Below are 24,952 nucleotides of genomic sequence, written 5' to 3'. Positions count from 1 at the left end.
AAAGAGTCAGTCATTCGGAAGTTCTTCGTATTCTGCTGAGCATTGGGGGAACGGAGATCATGCACTTCCAGACGTGGCACGACAAGGCCGGGAATTGTCCGCCATTGAAGGGCGTGAAGGATCCGGTAAGCGGCGATACCGTGGACTTTCCGGATATCAGCAAGTTCGCAGGCAATGAAGATCTGCAGGCGAATCTCATCATGCCCGAGCCGACTAGTTTTCTAAACAGAAAATTTCCGCCGGTTTCCATCATCCGTCCGACAGCGACAAGGGGTGCGGCAGCGGCAACAGTGAAGGCATTTGTTGATGACGGGCTGTTTATCGGCCAGTCGCCGGCGTTCTTCAAATACATAAACGATCTGGCAGAAGACGCCGACGAGGCAAGGCGCAGGAATTGATTCGTAAAACCTCGAACCGTATCTGCGTTGTTCTCGCATGAAGCCAGCAGGGTGGGGCCGCTGGAGCATAGCGGGAGAAAAGAGGGCAGAGCCAACCAGCTCTGCCCTCGATGCATGCGACGTGACTTGGATGATCAGGTTGTCTTCTTCCAAACGAGATCCCAATTTTCCCGACGATCGACAAAGTCGGTGATTCTCCCATTGGCATCGCGCTGAAAAGATCTTGCGCATGCGCAGCCGACCTGCGATGAAGAAGACATCTCGGATCCGATTCTCTAACACGCATGTTAGCCTTTTGGCCGAAAGATAGGTTTGCCTTAAATCATATGGGTGAAATGATCCTCTCAGAAGTACTACACGAAGGGCGCGCTGAACTCACCGGATTGTGCAATGCGGCAGCAACGTTTTGATGTCGTCTAAAGCATTTATGGTGCTATATAACTCGAAGCGCCCATTCTGAGGTCGATTGCGCTTTCGATTTGCTCGGGATGACTAGAGGAAGAACGAAGATCGCCGTCAGGGCAACAATCGATGCGTAAAGTTTCCGGGTGAAATAGCCTGACCGCAACATATGTCTCTCCGCTGATCTTGAGATCTGGACACGAGTCTTTTTTGACTGCGCCAGTCCCGAGGCCTGATTACAACATCAGTGAGTAAGTCGACGAAGGTATACCAGCAGGACAGATACGTCGCCGACAGGCCGGACAAAACGCTTGATCCGAGACAATGTGGGAGAGAGTAGGTTTATTGCTGACCCTGTGTCGAATTTTGGTTACAGGGTTTCACCGCCTCTAGGGTGTTGCGGTTCCGAGCACGGGGTATGGCTCTTCAGAGAGGCAAGAAGATGGTGTCACCGAACAGAATTTGTGTCAACTGGGAATTGTGGTAATCAACCAGGTGCTGTTGTTGTAGTACCCGATGCGTGCCGGCGTGCCACCTTGGGTTGCATATGTGGGGTTCGGATCGGTGGTCAACACCTTGTCTTGGCTGTGTGCCGGTTCCTCTGCGTTTCAAGTTCGTCCAGATACTCGGCACAGTTCGATTGGCCTTCCGCTTCGTCCAACTGCCTCGCAGGATGCCGCTCTCCTTCGAAACGTTCGCCTCGACGAAGGTTCCATCTACTGACAGCTTGCCCCCGCACACCAGTTCAACTGCCAGGCATCGAGCCACAATTTCCTCGAACGACTGCGAGCACTTTCAATTCGTGAAGCCTCCATGGCGATTCGAAAACGTGGAGTGGTGTGAACTTCCTCATCGAAATCAAGGCCGGTGAACCATCGGCAGACGAGATTCTTGCGCAGTTCCTCAACAACCTTGCGTTCGCTGCTGATGCCGTACAAATAGCCAATCAATAGAATTCGCCGCCACAGTTCTAGATCGATCGAGCTGCTCTCGATGAAGACAATGATCAGAGCACGCGAGTTGGCTTTGGGCAATCTAAGGTAGGTCCATTTCCAGAGAGTAAATGTCGCGACTGCCGCGATCACGCAAAAGCAAAAAGGAGCCATTCGGCGTTACACCACTCCATGCGCCGTAAGTTCCGGCCGCAACAAAGTCCACAGGGAAGGCTTTCACCTGGCCATCTCTTACCGTCACCCGGATCAAGGCAGAATCTTTACGCCAGAGTGTGTTGCAGTAGAAGCGTGTTATCTCTTGTTTACCAACTTGTAACTATACGGTGGTGATCGCAATCCTCTATTCAAAAGTCGCTTCACCGGATCGACTCAATCTCCTGCCGCTGATTTGCTTGGTAACTTGGCAATCTCAAGGGTGGCATCAGGCCGCCCGCAGATGTTAAGCTGCGCAGCTACCAGCATTTCTGATAATGCTCTCCTCTGTTTGGCGTTTTCCAAGGAGGACGCTACGAAGACGTATCACCCCGAGAGCCGCTCTGCAATTTGGATGAGTGCGCTGGTCGCGCTCTCATTGGTGTGGGCAATGCACCCGGTTCGCGCGGGCGGGGACGCCGCGGACGAGGTCTCGACGACCATTCGACCGGAAGCCATACGCGCGGATATGAGGTTTCTCGCGGATGACTTGCTTGAGGGACGCCAAACGGGAACACGGGGACATGAGATTGCAGCAAACTTCATGGCAGCGGAATTCGAAGCGATGGGCCTGGAACCGGCAGGCGAGAACGGAACCTACTTTCAGAACGTGCCCCTGCGTTCGACACGGCCGGACGAAGACCATACAACCTTGAGCATTGTGCAAAGAGGAAAAACCCAAGCGCTAATTTTCCGGCAGGATTTTCTCAGCTACGGCGATCCAGGCCGGACAGACACTTCTGTCGAAGCTCCAGTGGTTTATGTTGGGTTCGGCGTAACAGCACCTGAGCAGGGCTATGACGACTATGCCGGCGTGGATGTAAGAGGAAAAGTTGTGGCTTCCATATACGGAGCACCGCCACAATTCGAATCCACAATGCGCGCCCATTACAGCTCGCGTGTGACAAAGGCAGCAAATGCAGTTGCCCACGGTGCCGTAGGAGCGATCTCGCTGGATAGTCCTGTCCTCGAGCAGCTCTATCCCTTCAAGGATCGAGTGAATGATCTCGCATTTCCGGACATGCACTGGCTCGATGCACAAGGGCAACCGAACGATTCTTTCCCGGAGCTGCGTGCGACGGCGATTCTGAGCATGGAGGCCACAGCAGGAGTGTTCGAAGGTAGCGGAAGATCCATCGAAGAGATCTATACGGCGTCAAAAGAAGGAAAACCATTATCACTTGCTTTGCCAGTCACCGCGAAGATCAGGCTAGTATCCAAGCTCGAAGACATCCGTAGCCCCAACGTTGCGGCTCGCCTCCAAGGGAGTGACCCCAAATTGCGCGACCAGTATGTAGTCTTCACCGCGCATCTGGATCACCTCGGGATTGGTGAGCCAGTGAACGGAGACAAGATCTACAACGGAGCATTGGACAATGCTTCCGGGTCAGCATGCCTGTTGGAGATTGCGCGGGCGTACAGCCAGATGAAGCCGCGACCGCGTCGCTCAATACTCTTTCTGTCCGTTACTGGCGAAGAGGAAGGGCTCCTCGGCTCAGACTATTTTGAGCATAACCCGACTGTGACCAACAGCAGTCTAGTAGCCGACATTAATATGGACGGCGCTGCCTTGCTCTGGCCTATCGAGGACGTGATTGCGCGGGGTGGTGAGCACTCGACTCTCAGCGCAGCCGTGCACGAAGCCGCAGCCCGGTTGAACATTGACGTGAGCCCTGATCCGCACCCAGAACAGGTACTTTTCATTCGTAGTGATCAATATTCCTTTGTGAGGCAGGGAATACCGTCGGTCTTCCCGCACTCGGGCATAAAATCGAGCAACCCGAAGGTCAAGCCGGACGAAATCCAAATGACGTGGTTCAAGACCATATATCACAAGCCCACGGACGACATGAGTCAGCCATTCGATTTTGAGTCTGGGGCGAAATTCGCACGCTTCAACTTTCTGCTTGGATACGTAGTCGCGCAGCAGAACGAGAGGCCCGTCTGGAATCCAGGTGATTTTTTCGGTGAGCATTACGGCAACAAGAAGGAGTGATTTCCCGTATTCGAAAGAAAGGGCGTTTCTTGCCAAGGGCCGTGTAGCGTCTGAGTCCGAACTAGGGCGGGCTGCCCGCTTGCATCCAACAGACAGGCCATACCACTCGTTGAGCTGCTAGATCGGTCATATGTCCTCAGCCATCCCAAGTACGCGAAAAACCGGCTATCCAGATTCCTAAGTATGCAAGAAGCGGACTTATCATCCAAGTGACTAGGTGTTTAGTCTCGGCATTTGATGGTGCATTCTTATCCAGAGAGTGGAAGGAGGCACTATGGGCCAGGTTCTACACCGAGGCGCCACCACGACAGAGGCGGTCCGTCGAGCGATACAGCATAGTCAAGAGAGCCTGAGAACATTGGCGCGTCGTCATGGGATCAACCCCAAGACCGTTGCGAAGTGGAGGAAGCGCTGCTCGGTGTCTGATCTTCGTACCGGGCCCAAGCATCCCCGCTCCACGGTTCTGACGGTGCAGGAAGAAGCTGTCGTTGTTGCCTTCCGCAGGCATACTCTGCTACCACTCGATGATTGTCTCTATGCCTTGCAGGCGACGATTCCTCATCTGACCCGTTCCTCCCTGCATCGTTGTCTGGAACGGCATGGCATCAGCCGGCTGCCGGAAGTGGAAGGCAGCAAGCCGGGAAGGAAGAAGTTCCAACGCTATCCGATCGGCTACTTCCACATCGATCTGGCGGAAGTGCGTACTGCGGAGGGCAAGCTCTATCTCTTAGTGGCCATCGACCGCACCTCGAAGTTTGCTTTCGTGGAGTTGGTCGAACGAGCTGACATGCAGGCTGCGGCGAAATTCCTCGAAGCTCTGGTCGCGGCTGTTCCTTATCTCATCCACACCGACAACGGCATCCAGTTCGCCGATCTGCCGAAGAATCGCAAGGGGCCAACGGCCCGCTTTCGCGGCCATCCTTTTGACCGGCTCTGTCTTCGGCATGGCATCGACCACCGGCTGACCAAACCGAACCATCCCTGGACTAACGGCCAGGTCGAGCGTATGAACCGCACCATCAAAGAAGCCACGGTTCAGCGCTACCACTACGACAGCCATCACCAGCTGCGCATTCACCTCAGCGACTTCGTCGCTGCCTACAACTTCGCCAAACGCCTCAAGACTCTCGGCGGCCTCACCGCCTACGAATTCATCTGCAAATGCTGGCAGAATGAACCGGATCGATTTACTCTCGATCCCATCCATCAATTGCCGGGACTAAACACCTAGCTCTCAATTTGTCGATGCGGCACTAGAGATTTGGCAACACTTGAGCCGCGACTGTGCCTAGACTCATGACTTGTTTACAGCGCAAGACGCATTCGGAAACGATCTTCTCCCTTATCGTCTACGCCTGCTCGGCAGCGTCCAGTTAAGTCCGAAACGAGGCGGCGGTTCGCCGATTTGATCGGGGCTGTGAGGAAGTCACTCCAGGAATGGATCGCAGTGGATCGATGCGATCAGCAGGCCCTGAGGAGATTTTTTGAATTTGCACCCGGATGGGCTGGCGAAGCGCGGGATCGGTGGGCGCGTACCTTAGGGGCTTCAGAATAGGCCATGCAGAGCATGGTCACGCTGACCCTGCGTCAAGTAAACGTTGGCGAGTTCGATGTGCACGAAGAAGGCACTGGGGTCGAGGCCAACGATTCCTGCAACAATCGCTGAGCAGCTGCCAAGTTGGGCTTCTCGGCGAAAATTTTCGTGATGGATTCTTGATAGAGGCTTCCCGCCAGAACGGGGCCGCAGGCACAGGTTCCGCGAAAAACCATCAGATTCCCAAATCGAGCAGCCGGAGTCGCGCTTCGCGGCGCGACATAGTCCCAGAACGGATGCTTCCCGAGAAAGCGCGCGTCTACGATCAGAGTGCCGGAAAATGTAGCGGATTCGAGCATGGATTGGTCGCGGTCCGCGTCTCGTCCTAGCCAGTCAATGCCGCGCGCTCTTTCTTCGACTTCGCTAATCGGTCCATAAAAGATGAAGGGGACTTCGCCGGATGGTTCGACGGCCTGGTGATAATAGGCGGCAAGTTCCTTGACACGCTGACCAAGATCGACGCCCTCATCGCTGAAGTACAGGTACGCACGGCCCGCGCCGCCCACAAATTCATTGAAGTACTCCCACCCCTCCTACAATCGCGAGGAGGACGACAACGGGTAGCGCATGGCGGATGCCAGCGTAAGTGGAACCCGCGATTAGTACCAGCATGAAGAAGGCTGCGGCGGCAAGCACGGTGATGGCAGCGTCGGGAGGAGCACGCCGCGTGGCAAACGCGAGAAAACCAATCAGGATGAGGACGCTCAGTCCGATTGGCAACTTCACAGCGATCATTGCTGGGAAGTAGCATTTCGGACCCCTATCGATGTACGCGCGGCCAAACGCCGTGATGGGAATGATGCGACCTTCCAAGCCCGAGCGGACCGTATCAGCAAGGCCCCAAATGTAGGCGCGGGGAACGATGTGGGTCAAACGCATCCCCTGGAGCACTGCGCGATAGACAGGCGAACGCACATCGGAGATCTTGTCGGCCAGCGGGCGATTGAACACCTCGCCTGGTGCCGGGCTTTCCACATAGCGGAACCTGTAAGTTGCCCACAGCACGGCGAGCGCGCCCACTACAACCGCCATCACCATTGCGAATCGCGAGAGCCTCCGCGGGGTCTGCGCGCCGGCCGGGGACGGACGAAACGCTCTGACGCAGCCGATGAGGAACACAAAAATCAGGAATATCGGAGCCGAATGTCTTGCTGCCAGCGCAAGTCCGAGAGCCACGGAGCAAGCTGCAAGATTCGTCCATTTCCAATTCCGGAATGCAGGGATGGTGAGCAACACGGCAGAGGCACACAGGAGAGAAAACGGAAGGCCTGTCATCACCACGGGGTAGGTGCGTGGCCACAGTCGGTTCGATCGCGAGAAATGCGATCGTTCCGACAGCGACGCCGGAACCAAAGGCTCTCCGAACGGCAAAGCCCAGCGCCATCAGCAGCAATCCGTTCAAGGCGAACATCGCGATCCGTGCACGCTTCTGCACTGTGTCCGGGTCGTTGTGGAGGTAGACGTCTTCTTCGGCAAACGTGCGCTCGTCCTGCTTATCAGAAAAGAGCCGCAGGGCGCTCGCTCTAAAACCGGTGGGGGAGATGCAGCTTCCCACCCACAGCTTGACCAGAGGAGGATGCTCCGGGTTGATCCGAAAATCACCGAGCCGCCCATAGTAAACACCGGCGGCGATGTGATAAGCCTCGTCGACGGTGAACCCATCAAGCCGGGTCGCGATAGCGGAGCGCACGATTGCAGCCGCTACGAGCAGAAGAAGCAAACCGTTGACGAGGCCTATGCCAATTCTTGGTGTGTTCCGGTTTCTTACGCTTGCTACTGCAAGATCTGCTGTCTGGCCAAGAACCTTAGCGAAGTGTTTCCGCCTCGATCTAAGCTGGCTTGATGTTCTGATTGAGGCGCAGCACATTGTTGGGGTCATACTTTTTCTTGAGTTCCATGAGGCGAGCATAGTTCAGCCCGTAGGCCGAGCGGACAAGTTGGTCACTCGTATCGCCCAGCTGGTTGACATACACTCCATGCGCAAAGGGCAGCAACGTGTCACGCGCGGAGTTGACCCATCGCACGACTTCCGTCTTCTCTAAGGGATTGCTCCAGACACCCGCCATGTCTAGCTCATAGCCAGGCTGCCGCAGAGCATACGCCGTATCGCTCAAATTGATGCGGGTAACGGCCCCGCGCAAAGGCACAATGATTACCTTGCACCTCGCCGGAGCATCATTGATTGCAGTCGTGATCGCCGCAATGGCGGACCCGCTAAGTTCCCGAAGAATCAAATTCGTTTGGAAGTGCGCAACCGGCGCTTGAAGAAAGCCACCGGCCGCCTGAGCTTCCAGATAGTACATAACCTTGACGCTGTCATCCTGCGGTTTGAGTGCACGCAGCGGCCTGAGCACGTTAGTCCCCATTCGTGGATCACCGCAATAGCAGACATCGATTTTGAATCTTGGCCCGCGTTCGGACGGCAACAACTGAGCAAACGCATCCATTTCATCAGGGGCCTCCGCAAGAAACCTAACGAAAGCCTGCAGAAGGTCTGGAATGCGCCCCGCAGGGTACATCAGCGTTCCCGACACAACCTCGCCTACGGGATGCAGTTGGTACTCCAGCGCCGTCACCACACCGAAGTTGCCGCCTCCCCCGCGAATCGCCCAAAAGAGATCTGGATTGGACTTCTGGCTGGCCTCGATTGATCTCCCGTCCACGGTCACCACTTGCGCCGACAGCAGGTTGTCACAGGCGAGACCATACTTGTCCATCAAGCGACCTTCTCCGCCGCCGAGCGTCAGGCCGGCAATACCTACCGTCGGACAGCCGCCTGAGGTTGTCGCACGCCCAAAGCGCTGCGTCGCTTCGTCCAGATCGCGCACGAGCGCGCCTGCCTCGGCGCGGGCCACGCGTTTGTCCGCGTCGACTTCCACTCGTTTCATTCCGGAGAGGTCGATCACCACACCTCCATCGCACATCCCATACCCGAGCCGGCTATGGCCTCCGCCGTGCACCGCCACCGTCAAATTCTTAGTTTGGGAAAAGTCCAGGGTGCGGGCGAGGTCGGAAGGTGCAGCGCAACGAACGATCACCGCCGGCCGCCGATCGAATGCCAGGTTGAAGATTAGGCGTGCCGCTTCGTACTCGGGCCCGTCCGGTGTGATTACCTGGCCAACAATTTCAGCTGCCAGCTTGCGGATCATCGCCGCATCGAGCGGAGGTCCACTCTGTTCCTGCGCGCCGAAAAGCTGTCGCGCTTCACCAATCGCACAAGCCTGGCACCCGTAGAGTGCGGCGGCAAGTGCAGTTTGCCGAACGAAGTGTCTCCGAGTAACAAGAGCCATGTTCAACTCCACCAACTCTCGGACCGACCTCCGGCGTCGAATTCAGCGACAGAGGTCGGGCCGTAAGTTGCTACCGTTCCGCCCTTAACCGCGTGGCTCCCGGATCGTTGGCCTGGATGGGCACGACGGGCGCCGGTGGTGCGCTCGGAAGTTTGAAGCGGGGTCCGGAAACCAGCGCAGGCATCGATGTATTCATATTGTTCATGCGCTCGGTTACATCCTCCATACGCACGCTCTCAGAGCCGCGACGGAGGGCCACGATACGGTAGTCGAAGGCTACAGTCGATCCGCCTCCACCCAGTTCCCGCACTTCGAAACCGGAGGCAGTCTTGCGGCTTATGTAGAGGCCCCGGCAGTCTCCCTCTGGAGTAAGGAAGACATGATAGTCCGCGGCTCCATTCACGGTCTCAGCAAAGGTCGGATCAAGGGCTACAGAAGCTGTGCCGTTTTCGAGCCGTCCCGCTCCGAAGTCCTCGAACCAATGCTGCGGCGACTCCATGGCATAGAGTGAGACGAGGCGCTGCCCACCGGCTACTGCGGCCGTCTCCGAAAATCCATGTTGGCAGTTTTCGTGCCCGTTGCTGTCAATGGTGCAATAGCCGCCGTTGCCGCCGGCTTGCAAAGTGAGTTGATTTGCCGCTCCCTGAAACATAAACGCTGTGGGCACGATTGTGCTGTTGTTTTGCAGGTAGATGGCGCGCGCTTCGTCCGCTGTCCCGATCAGAGCTGCGTCTCCGAACACGTTCGACCGCGTGTCTCCCCACACGCCCACCGCACAGCACCCGGCTAGGTTGTTTCCGGTATTGCTCATTCCTACACTCACACCAAGAACCCCAGTTCCTTTTGAACTGCTGGTGGATGCGCTCACGCCCAGAGTGGCGCCGCTGCTTGCCTCCTCTCCAGCTACTATACCGGCGGCGAATCTGCTGCTGCTCTGGTTGAATCCAGCAACCCCGGAAGTCTGCCCTGAAGTTCCCTGGGCTTCACCAACCACGGCAGCAGAATCGTTTACTGGACTGAAAATCTGGCCAAAGACGCCCCTCGCCAAGCCACTGGTTCCAGTCACGTCTCCGAACACTGCCGTGCCTACTTTGAAGGCGTCTGCCGCAAGCACGGTGCCCACCGCGCAGCAAGGGACGTTGTTGTCTGTGACTTGCAAAGCCGTCTGGGGTTTTGTGTTGTTGATACCGACGAGTCCGCCGGGGGCGATGGTAAAGACATCTGCCGCTGTGGACAGGTCGCGAATGTTCAGCTTGCTTGGGCCTTGAGCCGAACTGTTGCCGGTGGCTAGCAGCTCCCACCCTTTGCCGCCTGCTCCAGTGGTCTGGAGTTGGAGACCGGCACCTACACCAGCGAATGGCCCCTGTACCTGCTCTCCTAACTGATTGGGTGCATTGACCTGAAGCTGGAAAGCTGGTGCGGTAGTTCCAATGCCAACTTTCCCCCCGATTTCGAAAACTGTCGAATCGCCCAGCGTTGACGGGCTGGTCCAGATCGGCAGAAAGTCGGTTTTACCTGATCCGGAGATTGACGGCGTGGCTGCGGTACCTGATGTAGCTGTCGTACTCGGCGTAGTTGCCCTAGCCGGCGAGATGGACGAACTGTTCTCACGATTCGTGCCCTGCACAGGCGCACGCAAAAATGCAGAAGGCGGCAATCCGCCTATGGTCGCGGCATCCGACGCTCTCAACGCGTAGGGCACGCTCACAAAGAGTATCCGCGGTTGTTCGGCTTGCCCTTCGATCTGCACTCCGAGCCATCGCGGTTCGTTGGTGGTGAACAAGTCCATAGGCAAGCCCTCGGGCTTGGTCGAACCAAGTAACACAGAGTAGTTGCCTTCACTATCGGCATCTGCGACCTGCGGCTCCAGCCAGAGCGGCGCGCCATCGTATTGTTCCTTGTAGAGAGCAAAGGTGATGCCGATCTTGCCAGTCCTTGCATTGCCAAGATGATCTTTCAAGGCGCCGCTGAACTTTACCAGTTGCGGCACAGTTACTGACGAATCTGCACTGCTGGTTGATTGAGCCATGGTTATTGTTGCCATCAGGAGCAACAAGCACATTGTTACGATTGATTCTCGATATTTCCTCACGAAAAGTTTTTGGGTCACAATTCTTCTCCTCTCATCTCGGGCGGTGGATGTAACGGTGTTGTTCCGTACTTTGCCCCGCTCATAAAGGCGAGAACTGTGCGCGCAATTACCAATTCCCCGAAAGTCTTTTTTGGGGTAATCAGTAACGAACGTTGAATGGAACGCACTAAGCACTGGGGTCTAATTGCTGTGTGTTGTCGAAGAAGTTCAATGTCATCTGAAATTTTGCCTGCACTAGATGGCAACTTTGAGATGGAAAGCCAGTCTGTGGTTCAACCGCATTCCTCTGAAGTCACTGAGCTTCTTCATGCCTGGAGCGGTGGCGACGAGGCGGCGCTGGCCATAATTATCAAACTGGCATATCCGGAGTTGCGCGATATAGCGCGGCGATGCTTAAGCCGGGAGCGCCCTTATCACACCATTCAAGCCACAGCCCTTGTACACGAGGCTTACCTTCGGCTCGTAGACATAAAGCAAATTGGGTGGCAGGATCGGGCCCACTTCCTTGCAATGGGCGCACGAGTAATGCGCCGCATTCTTGTTGATTACGCTCGAGCGCGAGACTGCGCCAAACGTGAAGGACTCGCACGTCGAACAACATTGAACGATGCCTTGTTTCTTTCCTCGGAGCCGGATCCCATGGTGATTCGGCTACATGAGGCTCTCGAACGCTTGGCCGAGTTTGATACGCGCAGGGCCCGGGTCGTCGAGATGCGCTACTTCGGCGGTCTTACAGCCGATGAGATCGCAGCAGCCCTTCACATCTCTACCCAAAGCGTGAACCGCGACTGGAGCCTGGCCAAGGCCTGGCTCGTTCGTGAGATGAGTTACGAGGGTGAACATGGAGCCTCACCGCTGGGCGGTAATTGAATCGCTCTACGAGAGAGCGTCCGAACTTGATCCTGCCGAGCGCGCGGCCTGGCTTCAGCAGACCTGTGGCGACGATGTGATTCTGCTCAAGGAGCTCGAATCGCTGCTTGCCTGCGCAGACGCAAGTTTGTCGAATCCCACCGCCCGTCCCCGAATGGCCAGGCTCTTGGATCATATCGCTGGACAATCGGATATAGATTCGCAAGCGCCGAGTTCAGCAGCGACAGCTGATTCCGGCATCGCGCCTGCAGCAACTGCAATGACTTCACCATTGCATTCCAAGATTGGTCCCTATCGGATTCTCCGTCTCCTCGGCGAAGGCGGCATGGGTCTTGTGTATGAGGCCGAACAGGAGTACCCGCGGCGCACAGTAGCCCTCAAAGTCATCAGGTCCGGTCTAAGCGATCCAAAGTTAGTTCGGCGCTTTGAGCATGAATTACTCGCACTAGGACGGCTGCAACATCCCGGAATTGCACAGATCTATGAAGCAGGCACTGCTGACAACGGATTCGGACCACAACCGTATTTCGCCATGGAACTCGTCTGCGGTCAACGCCTGATCGAGTATGCCGATGCGCATCAACTGACAACTAAGCAACGGCTGGAGCTCATGTCCCGCGTCTGCGAGGCCGTTCACCACGCCCATCAACGCGGCATCATCCATCGCGACCTCAAACCTGGCAATATCCTCGTGGATGAAACGGGCCATCCCAAGATCCTCGATTTCGGTGTGGCGCGAGTGACTGATAGCGACGCACGAATGACGCACCAGACCGATGTGGGACAGATCGTCGGAACACTCGCCTACATGAGTCCCGAACAGGTCATGGCCGATCCTCTGGAACTAGACACTCGAAGCGACGTTTATTCGCTCGGTGTCGTACTGTATCAACTGCTGGCGCGTAGGCTGCCATACAAGATCAGCCCTAGCCTGCCTGAGGCCGCGCGAACAATTCAAGAGGAGGAGCCCACTCCGCTAAGTACGATCAGCGGTGCATACCGCGGGGATGTCGAGACTATCGTCGGAAAAGCGCTTGAGAAAGACAAGACACGGCGCTACTCATCGGCCGCCGAGTTGGCTGCAGATATAAGGCACTATTTACATGACGAGCCGATTATGGCCCGCCCGGCTAGCACGATCTATCAGTTGCAAAAGTTTGCGCGGCGGCACAAAGCGCTCGTATTGGGAATCACGGCTGTCTTCGTCGTGTTACTCGCAGGAATCATCGTCAGCATGCGAGAGGCGGCGCGAGCAAACAGAGAAACGGCTACGTCCCGGGCAATCAGCGATTTCTTGCAAAGCGATCTTCTCGCCCAGGCGAGCGCAGCCAACCAGGCGCAGCCCAACACCAAACCTGATCCGGATCTAAAAGTGCGAACGGCTCTAGACCGGGCGGCCGCCCGAATCTCAGGCAGATTCCTCAAACAGCCGGAGATAGAGGCTGCCATTCGGGACACCATCGGTCAGACATACATGGATCTTGGGCTATACCCGGAGGCACGCACACAATTCGAGCGCGCTCTTGACTTGCAGCGCCGTGTACTGGGGTCAAAAGATCCGGAAACGCTCAAGACCCTGAACCGTATTGGCTACTCAGCCTTTCTCCAAGGGAAGTATCCCGAGGCGGAGATGCTTCTCCGTCAGACCATCGAGGTGCAGCGCCGCGTGTTAGGTACCGGGCATCGCGACACGCTCTCTTCCCTCGACGCGCTGGCAGATGTCTACTGGCGACAGAGCAAATACCCGGAGGCAGAGGCACTTTACAGCGAGGTGCTCTCCATCCAACACCGGCTGCTGGGTCCGGAACACCCCGATACCCTGGAGTCCATGCACGACATCGCAATCGTCTACTTTGAGCAGGGTAAATACCCGCAGGCCATGGAACTGGAGAACCAGACGTTGGAGATCAGGCGGCGAGTTCTGGGTTCCGACCATCCTCAAACGCTGGCGTCCATGGACAATCTGGCAAGCGTCTATTACGCGCAAGGGAAGTACTCACAGGCCGAAGCACTTGAGGGCCGAACGCTTGAGATCCGACGCCGCGTTCTGGGCCCGGAGCACCCTGAAACACTCATGTCCATGGGGAATCTGGCCAACGTATATGACTCTGAGGGTAAGTATGCGGCGGCCGAGACCCTCCAAAGCACGAGCCTGGAGATCACGCGGCGCATCTTTGGTCCGGAGAATTCCGACACGCTGATGTCGATGAACAATTTGGCCAACGTCTACTTCGCAGAGGGCAAATACCAGCAGGCCGAAGGGCTTTATACCGAGGCGATTCAGATCCAGCGTCGAGTTTTGGGCCCCGAACACCCTGACACATTGGCCTCTATAAGCGATTTGGCTGGCGCCTACGCAGCACAGGGCAAGTACAAGGAGGCAGAGGCACTCTACAGCCAGGATCTGGAGGTGGAACACCGCGTGCTTGGGCCCGAGCATCCCGACTTTCTTGGTACCATTTCGGCCGCCGGGTCCATGTACCAACGTGAGGGTAAGTACTCCCAAGCGGAAACCTATGCCGCACAGGCCCTGGCAGGACGGCGGCACGCACTGGGCTCGGAGGACACAGATACCATGAGTTCAGCGGCTGATCTGGCGCTGGCCTACGAATCACAGGGCGAGTTCGCAAAAGTCGCGCCGCTCGCGCGCGAGTCTATGGAGTTCTATGAAAACCAGCAGCCGGATAACTGGCAACGATTTCGCTCCGAGAGCTTGCTGGGTGCAAGCTTAACTGGACAGAAGAACTACGCTGAAGCGGAACCGTTGTTGCTCGAAGGCAATGAGGGAATGGTAGTGCGAAAAGAGAGGATCGCCGTTCCGGATTTGTATCAAATCAAGTTGGCACGCATGCGCCTTATCGAGCTCTATCTGGCTTGGGGCAAACCCGCAAAAGCGGCGGAGTGGAGGAAGAATCTGCTGGGCCGGCGGTAGCGTCGCTTCCAGTAAGGAATGACCAACGCATGCTCCTTAAGCGGACACATCTTAACTTGGCGCTGAATGAGAACGTAAGCACCACTTAGGTGAGTGGAACTGGACTATGGCGAAGAATCGCCAACAGTGGTGCGATCTCAACTGTTGACTTCGATTGAAACGTCGACTGCGCGCTTCAGCAAATCATCCGGGACTTTAGGGCGTCCGTCGGGAAACCGTTCACCCTTCCAATCCGACGTGTAGAACAACATCTGTTCCTTCGTTATCTTCACTTGGGAGAAAGCGGGCAGGGCTGCGAGGGCGCAGATGGCAGAACAATCGAACGCGCTTCATGAATTCTCCTTCAGCGTCGAAAAACTTCGGTTGTTAGGATTGGTCAGGGTCAACTGAATATCGCGTCGTCCCACGATTGCTTTTCATCCCACATCGGCGTCGGCTCAAAATATCCAGTGCCCGGCTTGAGATGGCGCTTCATCTCATCGTCGTTCAGCGTAATGCCGAGTCCGGGCCCATCGGGAACCTTGATGAAGCCTTTGTTGATGATAGGCTTGTCGATTCCTGTTACCAGATTTTGCCAGAATGGAACATCGAGTGAATGGTTTTCGAGCGCGAGGAAATTGCGAGTTGCCGCGGCGCAATGGACATTTGCCATGCAACCTACCGGGGTGCCTGCAAAATGCATAGCCATGGGAACGCCGTAACGAAACGCCATGTCGCCGACTTTGTGGGTGCGAAGAATTCCGCCTGACGTTTCAAGATCAGGATGAATTTTGTCGACGGCGTGCTCCATGCAAAGCGTCTCAAAATCAGTGAACTCGTAAATGTCTTCGCCAGGGAGCGTCGGGGTCGGGCTGGCATCCGTGATCTGCTTCAATAGATCGGTGTAATACCACGGAATCACATCCTCCATCCACTCCAGATTGAAATTTTCGTATGCTTTGCCAGGCCTGATAGCAGACTTGACTCCAATATGGCCAAGATGGTCCATGGACAGAGGCATGTCATAACCAATCGCGTCGCGGACCGCCGCTACATATTCGCAGAGCCGGTCGATGCCCCTATCAGTGACTTTCGGTAGCCATGAACGGATGGGGCTGATTGTGCAATTCCCACGAGCCCGAGTAGGCGTACCATTTTTCGAGGCCTGACTCGGTGAAACTGGTGGCCATATTGCTCCATGCGTTGCGATCACCGATCTGGGCACTACGCAGTAGGTCACTGTATTGGAAGAGCAAGATCTGCGGAGTTTTAGCCAGCATGGTGTCCCAAAGCTGCTCGGCGTAACGGTCGATGTAGAAGGTGCCGTAGGTGTCGACCCATCCGCCGCCGTTGCGGCCTGGGGCGATGTTGTCGAGGTAACGCACGATCTCGTAGCTCTCGTATTGCTGGAGGTGCTGATCATTGAGGACGGGGTCGCGAGTCTCAGTACCGGTATAGATGCCGTCGTAGATCCTCGGCTCCTTTTCGAGGTCGTAGCCGTTAGCCGGGAAATGCTCATACCAGTTGGGGAACTTGATGATGACCTTAACGCGTGGATTGACGGCGCGCGCTGGACCTAGGACAAGTCCGCGTGAAACATCGTCCATCAGCTTGAGACGAAAGTCGGTCCATGACTCGTTACCCTTGGCTGCAATGTCAGAGTCACGCTTGGTGTTGTTGAAGAAGAAATCATCGAGGATGATCTCGTCGAACTGGCGTGCGGTGATTTCGGCGACGTGCTTGATCAGCTCGCGCTGCTTTGGATCGGTGTAGCACATGGAAATGAATGTGCCATCGTAGGCCACATCAGGCGAATCGAAGCCTGCGCTGTCTCCTGAACCGACGTAGGCGATGCCTCCCGCGACTTGAACGTTGTGAACCACGAAGAAGGCTTTCACAGTGTTGAGTAGTGCCTCTTCAGCGACGACTCCGCTGCGGTAACTTTCGATATAGACCTTGTCGACGCGTACCTGGCTGGTGAGGTCATCCCAGGATTTTTGCAGGTACGCCGGGTCCTTCATGTGCTGCACGACCCCAACGGGAATGTAAACTGCGACGCGGAACTGGTCGTAAGCCGGCGGCTGCGCTGCGTTCAGGCTTAGGGATGCCGCTATTAGGACCAATAAAACGAAGAAACGAGAGCGAGCCTGCATTTCGGCCTCCTCCTTGTGCGAGGTGCTGGCTTTTGAACCGAGCCAGTATATGTGCGGAATCTTCTGAAGTAAAACGTTTAAGGGAATCAAGAGCGAACGTGGCCACGGCAACGTTTGTTTCCTGCGCTTCGCAGACAGTCTGTGGATGTTCTAGTGTCGCGCGTATCTCAGGCGGCAACGGGCGTCCGGAGCCCGACTGCTCCTGCCCGTTTGGTGTAGTCCACCTTAGGTTGGAGATGATTCTAGATATTAGATTTGACAATTCCCTACACATTTGGCTTGACAAAACCGATTTGCCAAGCGTCAGATATCGACGCTGATTCTTGTAAAACGTTTTTGTACGACAAATGTAGTTCTTTTTGGAGGGAGGTATCTGTGACGATACAGAGATGGGTCTGGTCCGCAGTCTTCCTTGGCTCGCTGCTCATCGGCGGGTCTCTAGCATATGCGCAGGGGGTTTTCGCAACGCTTACAGGCCTTGTGACGGATCCATCTGGCGGCGTGATTCCTAACGCAAAGATTACCCTCCGAGACGCCGTATCCGGCTCAATCCGAGATACCGTGACCAACGGGGACGGTTACTATACCTTCGCCGCGGTGGCAGTAGGCACCTACGACTTAACAGTGGATGTTCAAGGCTATCGTCAGTACCAAGCCAACAACATCAGCCTCGGCGGCGGCGATGAGCGCAACATCAGCATTAAACTTCAGATCGGCTCGACAGCTGAAACCGTCCAGGTAAATGCACAGAACGTCGCGCTTGCTGTAACGGACTCCGGAGAGAAATCCTTCTCGCTTGAAACACAGGAGCTTCAGAACTTCACGCAGGTCGGCAGCAACGCGGCTGAATACATCAAGATCATTCCCGGCTTCGGCATTCAAAACGGCACACAAAACAAATCCAATTACAACGGCCAGACGATTGGAATTAATGCCAACGGCGACTCGGGAAGCCAAAGCCCATTAAATGCCGCGTACTCATACAACGGTCTGCCTACAAACTCGCTTGACATCACAGCGGACGGCGCGCACGTCTCCGATCCGGGTTGTAATTGCGATACGCCGGTGAATCCGAACTCCGATTTCATACAGGAGTTCAAGGTACTGACGTCGAACTTCAGCGCGGAAGAACAGAAGGGCCCGATCCTCATCACGTCAGTGACCAAAGCTGGCGGTGCACAGTTCCATGGCAATGCGTTTTTCTCGGCGCGAAACCATGCGCTTAATGCGAACGACTGGTTGAATAACTTCAGCGACGTCAAGCAACCGGCGAATTCCTACTACTATCCGGGCGGCAGTATCGGCGGCCCGATCATTATCCCCGGCACCAGCTTCAACAAGGATCGCAAGAGGCTGTTCTTCTTTACTGGGTTCGAGTACTTCCACCAGACGCTAGATACAGGATTGCTGAGAGCTACGGTGGCCACGCCTGGAGAGCTTGGCGGCGATTTCTCGCCGGAGGAAGTCGCAAAAGAAGGGAACATTACGGCATCTGGCAAACCTCCTGGACAACTCAATGCCGCGGCGCTCGCAGCCTTCGGCGGGACGACCATCCCGATGTGCAACGGCACTCCCAATGGCAAGTGCATCGATCCGAATATGCTGGCTCTTGCGAAACAGTTTCCGGCTGCCAACGTGGATCCGAACTCTACTGGCGGTTATAACTACACCCAGTCTGAGATCTTCGATCAGAACAACCGGCAGTGGACCATTCGCGGAGATTGGAGCATAAGCGACAACACGAAGGTGTTCGTGCGCTACAACTATCAGAGAGAACTTCAGCAGTTCCCGGTCGGTCTCTGGTGGCGCAATACTGACCAGGTGCCGTACCCCACCCCGGTCGACGGCAAGAACAAGTCGGACTCGATTTCCGGCACGATCACGCATGTTTTCAATCCGACCATGACGAATGAAACGGTGGTTGCTTACACTTTTGTAGGCTTCCCCAACGTATTTGCGGACCCTTCCAAGGTTAACCGTGCCAACGTCGGTTATGCCTACCAGGGCGTGTTCCAGAACGGCGTGGCGCAGATTCCGGCCTTCGGCAATTACGGCCCGAGCGAAGCTGCGTTATCCCTCAATCCGGGTGGTTTTGAGGCCGGCGGGCCTTCCGAGGGCCTCTACGCGAACAAGTGGATGCCGAGTTTAGGTGACACGCTTACCAAGGTCTTTGGCGACCATACGGTGAAGGTAGGCGGATTCTATGAGTGGATTCGGAATTCACAGCCGGACAACCAGTTCACCAATGGCTTCCTGCAGGTTTCCGTAGGCAACTCCTTCAGCTACGGCAACGAGTATGCGGACTTCTTGACGGGCAATCTATCGAATTACACCGAGTACAACAAAAATCGGATCAATGATATCCACTACACGACGTGGGAGTTCTTTGGGCAGGATTCCTGGAAGGCGACGCGACGACTGACTCTGGAATTCGGCGTTCGCTTTAGCCACTTCACGCCGTGGATCGACGGGGAGGGTTACGGATACTCGATCTTTAATACGTCTCAATTTAATCCCAGCTGTGCGTCTGCATTTTGCGGTTTTGAATGGCACGCCCAGACCCCCTCGGTCCCGCTGGGAGGATTTCCCACGCGAGCGCTCTTCTACCAACCTCGTCTTGGCGTTGCGTACGATGTCTCCGGAGCTGGGAAGACCGTTCTTCGTGGAGGTTGGGGCCGCTTCTACTATCACTCGGGACAATTCACGAGTGGTCTCGAGGCATCAGCGGGCGTCAAGTCTGCCAACCTGTCACCCAGCAACTGGGTGGGCGGCTCCGGATGCCCAACCAATCCCACTACCGGCTCTTCTTTGTTTACAGCGAATCTCTCCTGCTTAAATCTTGCCGCGACCCCCGCTTCGCCGGCGGCAGTAGATTCGAAGGACGACAACCAGCCATACACAGATAGCTGGAGTGCGACCATCGACCAGCAGACTCCCTGGCAAGGCTTGTTGGAGATGGCCTACGTCGGCAACCGCAGTAGAGATCTGCAGAACACCCAGGGAGGCGCAGGCAGCAACATCAACCTGGTGCCAGCGGGCGCGATGCTCTCCGCCACCAATCCCGGAAAGGCGAATGCGAACCTTTACCGACCGTTGCAAGGTTATGGTGATCTGAACCTTTCCACAAATAACCTCTACAGCAACTACAATGCGCTGCAGGTGAGTTGGGCGCGCCACGCCGGGATTTACGTCATCCAGGCGAACTACACCTGGCAGAAGGCATTGGGCATTCCACTTCCCACGGCGGATCCTTTCAACCTCGCAAACGACTATGGTGTCCTGCCGTCGGATCGCCGGAACCTATTTAACGCAGCCTATTCCATAGACCTCGGAAACCGCGTCCATGTGAACCCCTTCGTAAACGGGGCCCTGAATGGGTGGCAGTTCTCGGGAATCACGCAGTTACAGAGCGGAGCTAACCTGACGTACGGCGGCAACTACACTAACCTCCCCAACACGAATTACAACATGTCGTTGACTTGCGTCGCGACTGCGGCGGAAATGGCTGCCGGTATCTCATGTCCGCAATCGGCTGCTATCATTCCGGGTTCTATCAGTTCTACCAATCCGACCGGAATTCCGATCAATAATCAATCCATCCTGGGAACCAACGCTGCACTGTTAACCCCGCTCGTGACGTGCAATCCAAGTGCTCATCGGAGTGCGCATCAGTTCGTCAATGGCAATTGCTTCGCGCCACCGACCGTCGTCGGACAGAGCGGACCGGCGAACCTGCCTGTGTCTTATGGTCCTAGCTACTTTGATTGGGATCTGGCAGTTTTCAAGAACTTCCAGATGTCTGAGGCTAGAAAGCTGCAGTTCCGCGTGCAGGCGTACAACTTCCTAAATCACCCGCTGTACTCGTTCCCCAGCGGCAGCCTGCTCACCCTGCAATACGAGCAGGATCCAGTGACACAGCAGTTCACGCAGGCAAATTCAAGCTTCGGCACTACAAATCAAAAGCAGGGTCAACGCATTCTGGAGTTTGCAGCGAAGTTCTACTTCTAGCTTGATTGGAAGGTACAAAAATCATCGAAACGGAGTAAGGTGGACTTCATCGTTCATGTAGTCGGGACCTGTTGACGGTATGTTGAAGTTCACCTTCACTCTTGTTTTCAGCCTTGCTTTTACTGCGTCTGCACAGTCGCCTCAGCAACTGGTGCAGGACGCGCAGCAGAAGCAGCGGGCCGGTGATCTTGAGGGTGCGGTTGCAGAGTATCAGCAGTTCCTTCGACTCTATCCCGAGGCAACCGCCATCCATTCAAATCTCGGTGCGGCACTGGCTGGCTTAGGCCGTTTCGAAGAGGCTATTTCCCAATACAAAATCGCTCTGAGCCAATCCCCTAGGCTCGAGCAGGCAAGACTCAATCTGGCTCTCTGCTATTACAAGATGGGTAGGATCGACGACGCGGCCAGCGAGTTGGAAAAGCTCCGTGCCGAGGATCCAGAAAACCGCCAGGCGGCTCTTCTTTTGGGCGACTGTTACATGCGGATGGGGCGCGAGAACGATGTCATCCGGGTTTTGGAGGCGGAAGAAAAGAAATATCCTGACGACTTGGCGATCGCCTACCTGCTGGGAACAGCGCTGATTCGGCAGAAACGAGTCGAGGAAGGGCAAGTTCTGGTCGACCGCATTCTACGCAACGGCGACTCCGCAGAGGCGCATTTAATGTTGGGCACGGCGAAGATGGGCGCATCCGATTTTGCGGGTGCTCGTGATGAATTTGCCAAGGCCGTTGCTCTGAATCCGAATCTGCCCGAAGTCCATGTCCTCTATGCCAAAGCCCTGATGCTGACAGGCGACTCCGATCTCTCCGTGAAAGAGTTCAAGGCCGAATTGCAAATGGACCCTTATAACTTCGACGCGAACCTGCAATTAGGCGCCATGGCTAAGCAAGAGCAGGACTACGAGCAAGCCAAGAAATACTTTGTGCGCGCAGAGGAAACCCGGCCAGGAGATCCCGGTATCCGCTATCAACTGGCGCTGCTCGCTCTTGAAAACGGCGACGCGGAGAAGGCGCGACAGATGCTGGAAGCCTTGGTAAAAGAATCGCCGCAGTTCCTCGAAGCGCACGTCTCATTAGCTCTCGTGTATTACCGCCTGAAGCGTCCGGAAGACAGCAAGAGGGAACGTGAGATTGTCCAGAAACTGACCGCTGAAGTGCAGGCAAAGCAACCGGGCGTTAATCAGAATGGTGGCAAGCTACAGTGATTGCTAGACCGCCACAAGCCACAGGTTTCTCCGTTCTGAGGTACGTGGCAACAACTTTTAGACGTCCGTTTCTGCTTCTGCTATGGATTGCTCCCGTCATCGCCACAGCGCAAACCGATCGTGAGCACGCCTCCCCCTGCTCGCAGTGCCACACGGACGCGTTGTCACAACCAGCCACAAACATGTCACGCGCCCTCGATACAGTAGAGCAAAGCCGGGTTCTGATCGATCATCCACTCCTCTCCGCAACCTACGGCAAATATTCCTACCGGATCGAACGAAAAGGAGATCAAAGCATTTATTCCGTCACAGACGGCACGACGACAGTCACACTGCCGATTAGATGGGCTCTCGGCGCGAGTTCCGCGATCGGTCAGACCTTCATATTGGAGAAGGATGGCGAGCTATTCGAGAGCCGCATGAGCTGGTATCGGGAACTAAATGGTCTCGGCCCGACACTAGGGGCCGCCGGCTCACTTCCGGCCGATGTGCACGAGGCTGCCGGACGCCTGATGAGTCACGATGACAAACTCGCCTGTTTCGGATGCCACGCAACCAACGCGGCACACGGATCGCAGCTCACTCTGGATAAGATGGTCCCGGGAGTGCAATGCAGTCACTGCCACGAAAACGCCGAAGCTCACCTCGCAGCGATGTTGCACAAGAGCGGAGAAGCGGTCATTCCCCCCGCGCTATCAAAGATGTCGACAGAACAAACGTCGAACTTCTGCGGCCGATGTCACCGTACCTGGGCCGAAATCGCAATGCAGGGGACACCTAGCATCTCAAACATTCGCTTCCAGCCTTATCGCCTCACCGGAAGCAAATGCTATGACCCGGACGATGCCCGGATCAGTTGCGTCGCATGTCACGACCCGCATCAAGAGGTGAGCGCGCAGCCAGCTGATTACGACTCGAGATGTCAGGCATGTCATGGAGGAGGCAAGGTCGGAGCCAAAGCCTGCCCCGTTTCAAAGAGCAAGTGCGTGACCTGCCATATGACGAAGATAGAGCTACCCGGCGGCCACTACAAATTCTCTGATCATCGCATCCGGATTGTGAAACCAAATGAACCCTATCCCGGCTAGATTGAGCCTCAAGAATTTATGCAAATGAATACCGCAGCGAGCCAAAATGGCCGCAGTTGGTCGGTGATAGGATGATGCCGATGAGGTTTTCTAGGCGCGGGTTTCTGCGCCTCGGCATGGTCGCTGGGGCTGCGAAGGTTCTGCACATCCACTCACAGCCGCAAAGCCCAACCAATCCGCCATTGTTCAGCGAAGTGCCGCCTGAGATATCTGGCATTCACTGGGTCCACGAAAACGCAATGTCTGAGAGTCGCTTCCTGCCCGAGGCGCTTGGACCGGGGTGCGCCTTCCTCGACTATGACAACGATGGTTGGATGGACATTTTCCTGGTGAACAGTGGCCCCAGCGATTTCTGGAAGCCTACCAAGCCTGTTCGCAACGCACTCTACAAAAACAATCGCGATGGAACATTTACGGACATGACCGAAAAGGCCGGTGTCTCCGGGGCGTATTTCGGAATGGGCGTTGCCGTCGGTGACTATGACAACGACGGATGGCCTGACATCTTTGTGACCTCTTACGGCAAATGCATCCTCTACAAAAACAATCACGATGGAACATTTACGGATGTAACCGAGAAAGCTGGCGTCGCCACTCCGGGATGGACCACCAGCGCTGTGTGGTTCGACTATGACAATGACGGCAGATTGGATCTCTTCGTCTGCAGCTTCGTGGACTACACCGGAGTTCGCAAGCTCGAGTGCGGCAACAACCAGTTAGGCAAGAACTACTATTGCGTTCCTCGACTGTTCAAGCCAACGGCCAGCTTTCTTTATCACAACAACAGAGATGGCACCTTCACTGAAGTCAGCAAAGGCACAGCCATCGCCGAAGCCCTAGGCAAAGGCCTCGGTGTCGTTGCCACCGACATCAATAACGACGGACGCATGGACCTGTTCGTCGCCAACGATACCGTGCAGAATTTCCTGTTCGTGAACGGCGGTCCCGGAAAAAATGGTCATTGGAATTGGGATGAGATTGCCTTGCAGTCGGGGGTTGGTTTCAGCGAAAGTGGCCGGACACGCTCAGGCATGGGCGTAGATGCCGCGGACCTCAACGCAGACGGATGGCAGGACCTCTTCGTTGCCAACGTAGACCATGAGTTTTATTCGGTCTATATCAACGACAAAGATGAAACCTTTCACGACGCAGCTCAAAGAGAGGGCGTGGCAAACGATACAAGGCTGATGAGCGGCTGGGGATTAAAGTACTTCGACTACGACAACGATGGCCTCGTGGATCTCATCCTCGCCAACGGACACCCTGACGACATGATCGATAGCTATTCCATGCAGGTGAAATACAAGGAACCGCTGCTGCTCTACCATCAGGGCGAAGATGGCAAGCTGCACAATGTAAGCCAGATCGCCGGTCCTGCATTTCAGCAGCAATTCGCGGCGCGCGGTTTGGCTGTAGGCGATTATGACAATGATGGTGCTCTTGATGTGATCATCGGGATTAACGGCGATCATCCCGTGCTCCTCAGGAACAACGGCGCCAAGGGCAACAACTGGCTCGGATTGAAACTGGAGGGCGTCACATGTAACCGTGACGCGATTGGAGCGCGCATCATCTGGAAGGCTGGGGGCAGGTTGAGATCGCGACTCAAGAACAATGGTGGCAGCTATCTTTCGTCACACGATATGCGCGAAGTGCTTGGTATCGGCGCCGCTAGCGTGATCGACGAGTTAGAGATCCACTGGCCTGCTCCAAGCACGCACACCGAGAAATTGAGCAAACTTGCTCCCAATCGCTACATCCACATAATTGAGGGTAAAGGCATTGTGTGATGGACACACCT

17 protein-coding genes are annotated in these 24,952 nt (G+C 55.7%); 10 read left to right on the top strand and 7 right to left on the bottom strand.

The window, feature by feature from the left end:
- The first annotated feature begins 59 nt into the window (after positions 1 to 59).
- Complete coding sequence (locus H7849_RS08745; RefSeq protein WP_186745766.1) at positions 60 to 398, top strand: hypothetical protein; 339 nt, start codon at positions 60 to 62, stop codon at positions 396 to 398.
- Between the two features lie 1,118 nt (positions 399 to 1,516).
- On the opposite strand, the gene H7849_RS08740 is transcribed toward H7849_RS08745, so the two are convergent.
- Positions 1,517 to 1,906: a transposase gene (locus H7849_RS08740; protein ID WP_186745764.1), complete on the bottom strand. Its 390-nt coding sequence runs from the start codon at positions 1,904 to 1,906 to the stop codon at positions 1,517 to 1,519.
- A 394-nt stretch (positions 1,907 to 2,300) separates the two neighbouring features.
- Between H7849_RS08740 and H7849_RS08735 the strand changes: the two genes are divergently transcribed.
- Both H7849_RS08735 and H7849_RS08730 read left to right on the top strand, forming a co-directional pair.
- A complete protein-coding gene (locus H7849_RS08735) occupies positions 2,301 to 3,941 on the top strand; it encodes a M28 family metallopeptidase (protein ID WP_186745762.1) in 1,641 nt (546 codons plus the stop codon).
- Between the two features lie 274 nt (positions 3,942 to 4,215).
- Entirely contained in the window at positions 4,216 to 5,172 is a 957-nt protein-coding gene (locus tag H7849_RS08730; protein WP_186744786.1) for an IS481 family transposase, read from the top strand.
- Between the two features lie 356 nt (positions 5,173 to 5,528).
- Here the strand turns inward: H7849_RS08730 and H7849_RS08725 are convergent, their stop codons facing one another.
- Complete coding sequence (locus H7849_RS08725; protein ID WP_186745760.1) at positions 5,529 to 6,041, bottom strand: hypothetical protein; 513 nt, start codon at positions 6,039 to 6,041, stop codon at positions 5,529 to 5,531.
- A 4-nt stretch (positions 6,042 to 6,045) separates the two neighbouring features.
- On the bottom strand, positions 6,046 to 6,711 hold the full coding sequence (locus tag H7849_RS08720; RefSeq protein ID WP_186745758.1) for a hypothetical protein: 666 nt from the start codon (positions 6,709 to 6,711) through the stop codon (positions 6,046 to 6,048).
- A gap of 112 nt (positions 6,712 to 6,823) precedes the next feature.
- Between H7849_RS08720 and H7849_RS08715 the strand changes: the two genes are divergently transcribed.
- On the top strand, positions 6,824 to 7,378 hold the full coding sequence (locus H7849_RS08715) for a hypothetical protein (protein WP_186745756.1): 555 nt from the start codon (positions 6,824 to 6,826) through the stop codon (positions 7,376 to 7,378).
- Here the strand turns inward: H7849_RS08715 and H7849_RS08710 are convergent.
- Positions 7,365 to 8,825 carry an FAD-binding oxidoreductase gene (locus tag H7849_RS08710; RefSeq protein WP_186745754.1) on the bottom strand — a complete coding sequence of 487 codons (1,461 nt, stop codon included), beginning with the start codon at positions 8,823 to 8,825 and terminating at the stop codon, positions 7,365 to 7,367. The two genes, H7849_RS08715 and H7849_RS08710, sit on opposite strands and share 14 nt — an antisense overlap.
- A gap of 70 nt (positions 8,826 to 8,895) precedes the next feature.
- The gene (locus H7849_RS08705) at positions 8,896 to 10,869 is read right to left on the bottom strand and encodes a DUF8740 domain-containing protein (RefSeq protein ID WP_186745752.1); all 1,974 of its coding nucleotides are present in this window, start codon (positions 10,867 to 10,869) and stop codon (positions 8,896 to 8,898) included.
- Between the two features lie 258 nt (positions 10,870 to 11,127).
- Between H7849_RS08705 and H7849_RS08700 the strand changes: the two genes are divergently transcribed.
- Positions 11,128 to 11,787: a sigma-70 family RNA polymerase sigma factor gene (locus H7849_RS08700; protein ID WP_222439783.1), complete on the top strand. Its 660-nt coding sequence runs from the start codon at positions 11,128 to 11,130 to the stop codon at positions 11,785 to 11,787.
- Positions 11,759 to 14,719, top strand: a complete 2,961-nt coding sequence (locus H7849_RS08695; RefSeq protein WP_186745750.1) for a serine/threonine-protein kinase — start codon at positions 11,759 to 11,761, stop codon at positions 14,717 to 14,719. Before H7849_RS08700 ends, H7849_RS08695 begins: the two co-directional genes overlap by 29 nt.
- 382 nt (positions 14,720 to 15,101) lie before the next feature.
- Here the strand turns inward: H7849_RS08695 and H7849_RS26760 are convergent, their stop codons facing one another.
- Both H7849_RS26760 and H7849_RS26755 read right to left on the bottom strand, forming a co-directional pair.
- Positions 15,102 to 15,731 carry an enolase C-terminal domain-like protein gene (locus H7849_RS26760; protein WP_251106798.1) on the bottom strand — a complete coding sequence of 210 codons (630 nt, stop codon included), beginning with the start codon at positions 15,729 to 15,731 and terminating at the stop codon, positions 15,102 to 15,104.
- Between the two features lie 49 nt (positions 15,732 to 15,780).
- Positions 15,781 to 16,851 carry a hypothetical protein gene (locus tag H7849_RS26755; RefSeq protein WP_251106701.1) on the bottom strand — a complete coding sequence of 357 codons (1,071 nt, stop codon included), beginning with the start codon at positions 16,849 to 16,851 and terminating at the stop codon, positions 15,781 to 15,783.
- A 375-nt stretch (positions 16,852 to 17,226) separates the two neighbouring features.
- On the opposite strand from H7849_RS26755, the gene H7849_RS08685 reads away from it, so the two are divergent.
- The 4 genes from H7849_RS08685 to H7849_RS08670 all read left to right on the top strand — a co-directional run bounded on the left by H7849_RS08685 (position 17,227) and on the right by H7849_RS08670 (position 24,941).
- Positions 17,227 to 20,859 carry a TonB-dependent receptor gene (locus tag H7849_RS08685; RefSeq protein ID WP_222439782.1) on the top strand — a complete coding sequence of 1,211 codons (3,633 nt, stop codon included), beginning with the start codon at positions 17,227 to 17,229 and terminating at the stop codon, positions 20,857 to 20,859.
- A gap of 79 nt (positions 20,860 to 20,938) precedes the next feature.
- A complete protein-coding gene (locus tag H7849_RS08680) occupies positions 20,939 to 22,063 on the top strand; it encodes a tetratricopeptide repeat protein (protein ID WP_186745746.1) in 1,125 nt (374 codons plus the stop codon).
- Between the two features lie 44 nt (positions 22,064 to 22,107).
- Positions 22,108 to 23,151 carry a multiheme c-type cytochrome gene (locus H7849_RS08675; RefSeq protein ID WP_186745744.1) on the top strand — a complete coding sequence of 348 codons (1,044 nt, stop codon included), beginning with the start codon at positions 22,108 to 22,110 and terminating at the stop codon, positions 23,149 to 23,151.
- A gap of 80 nt (positions 23,152 to 23,231) precedes the next feature.
- Positions 23,232 to 24,941, top strand: coding sequence for a CRTAC1 family protein (locus H7849_RS08670; RefSeq protein WP_222439781.1), 1,710 nt, complete (start codon positions 23,232 to 23,234; stop codon positions 24,939 to 24,941).
- Positions 24,942 to 24,952: the final 11 nt, after the last annotated feature.

Source organism: Alloacidobacterium dinghuense (assembly GCF_014274465.1).
Classification (GTDB): Bacteria; Acidobacteriota; Terriglobia; order Terriglobales; family Acidobacteriaceae; genus Alloacidobacterium; species Alloacidobacterium dinghuense.
This window is presented reverse-complemented; position numbering and strand designations above follow the sequence as displayed.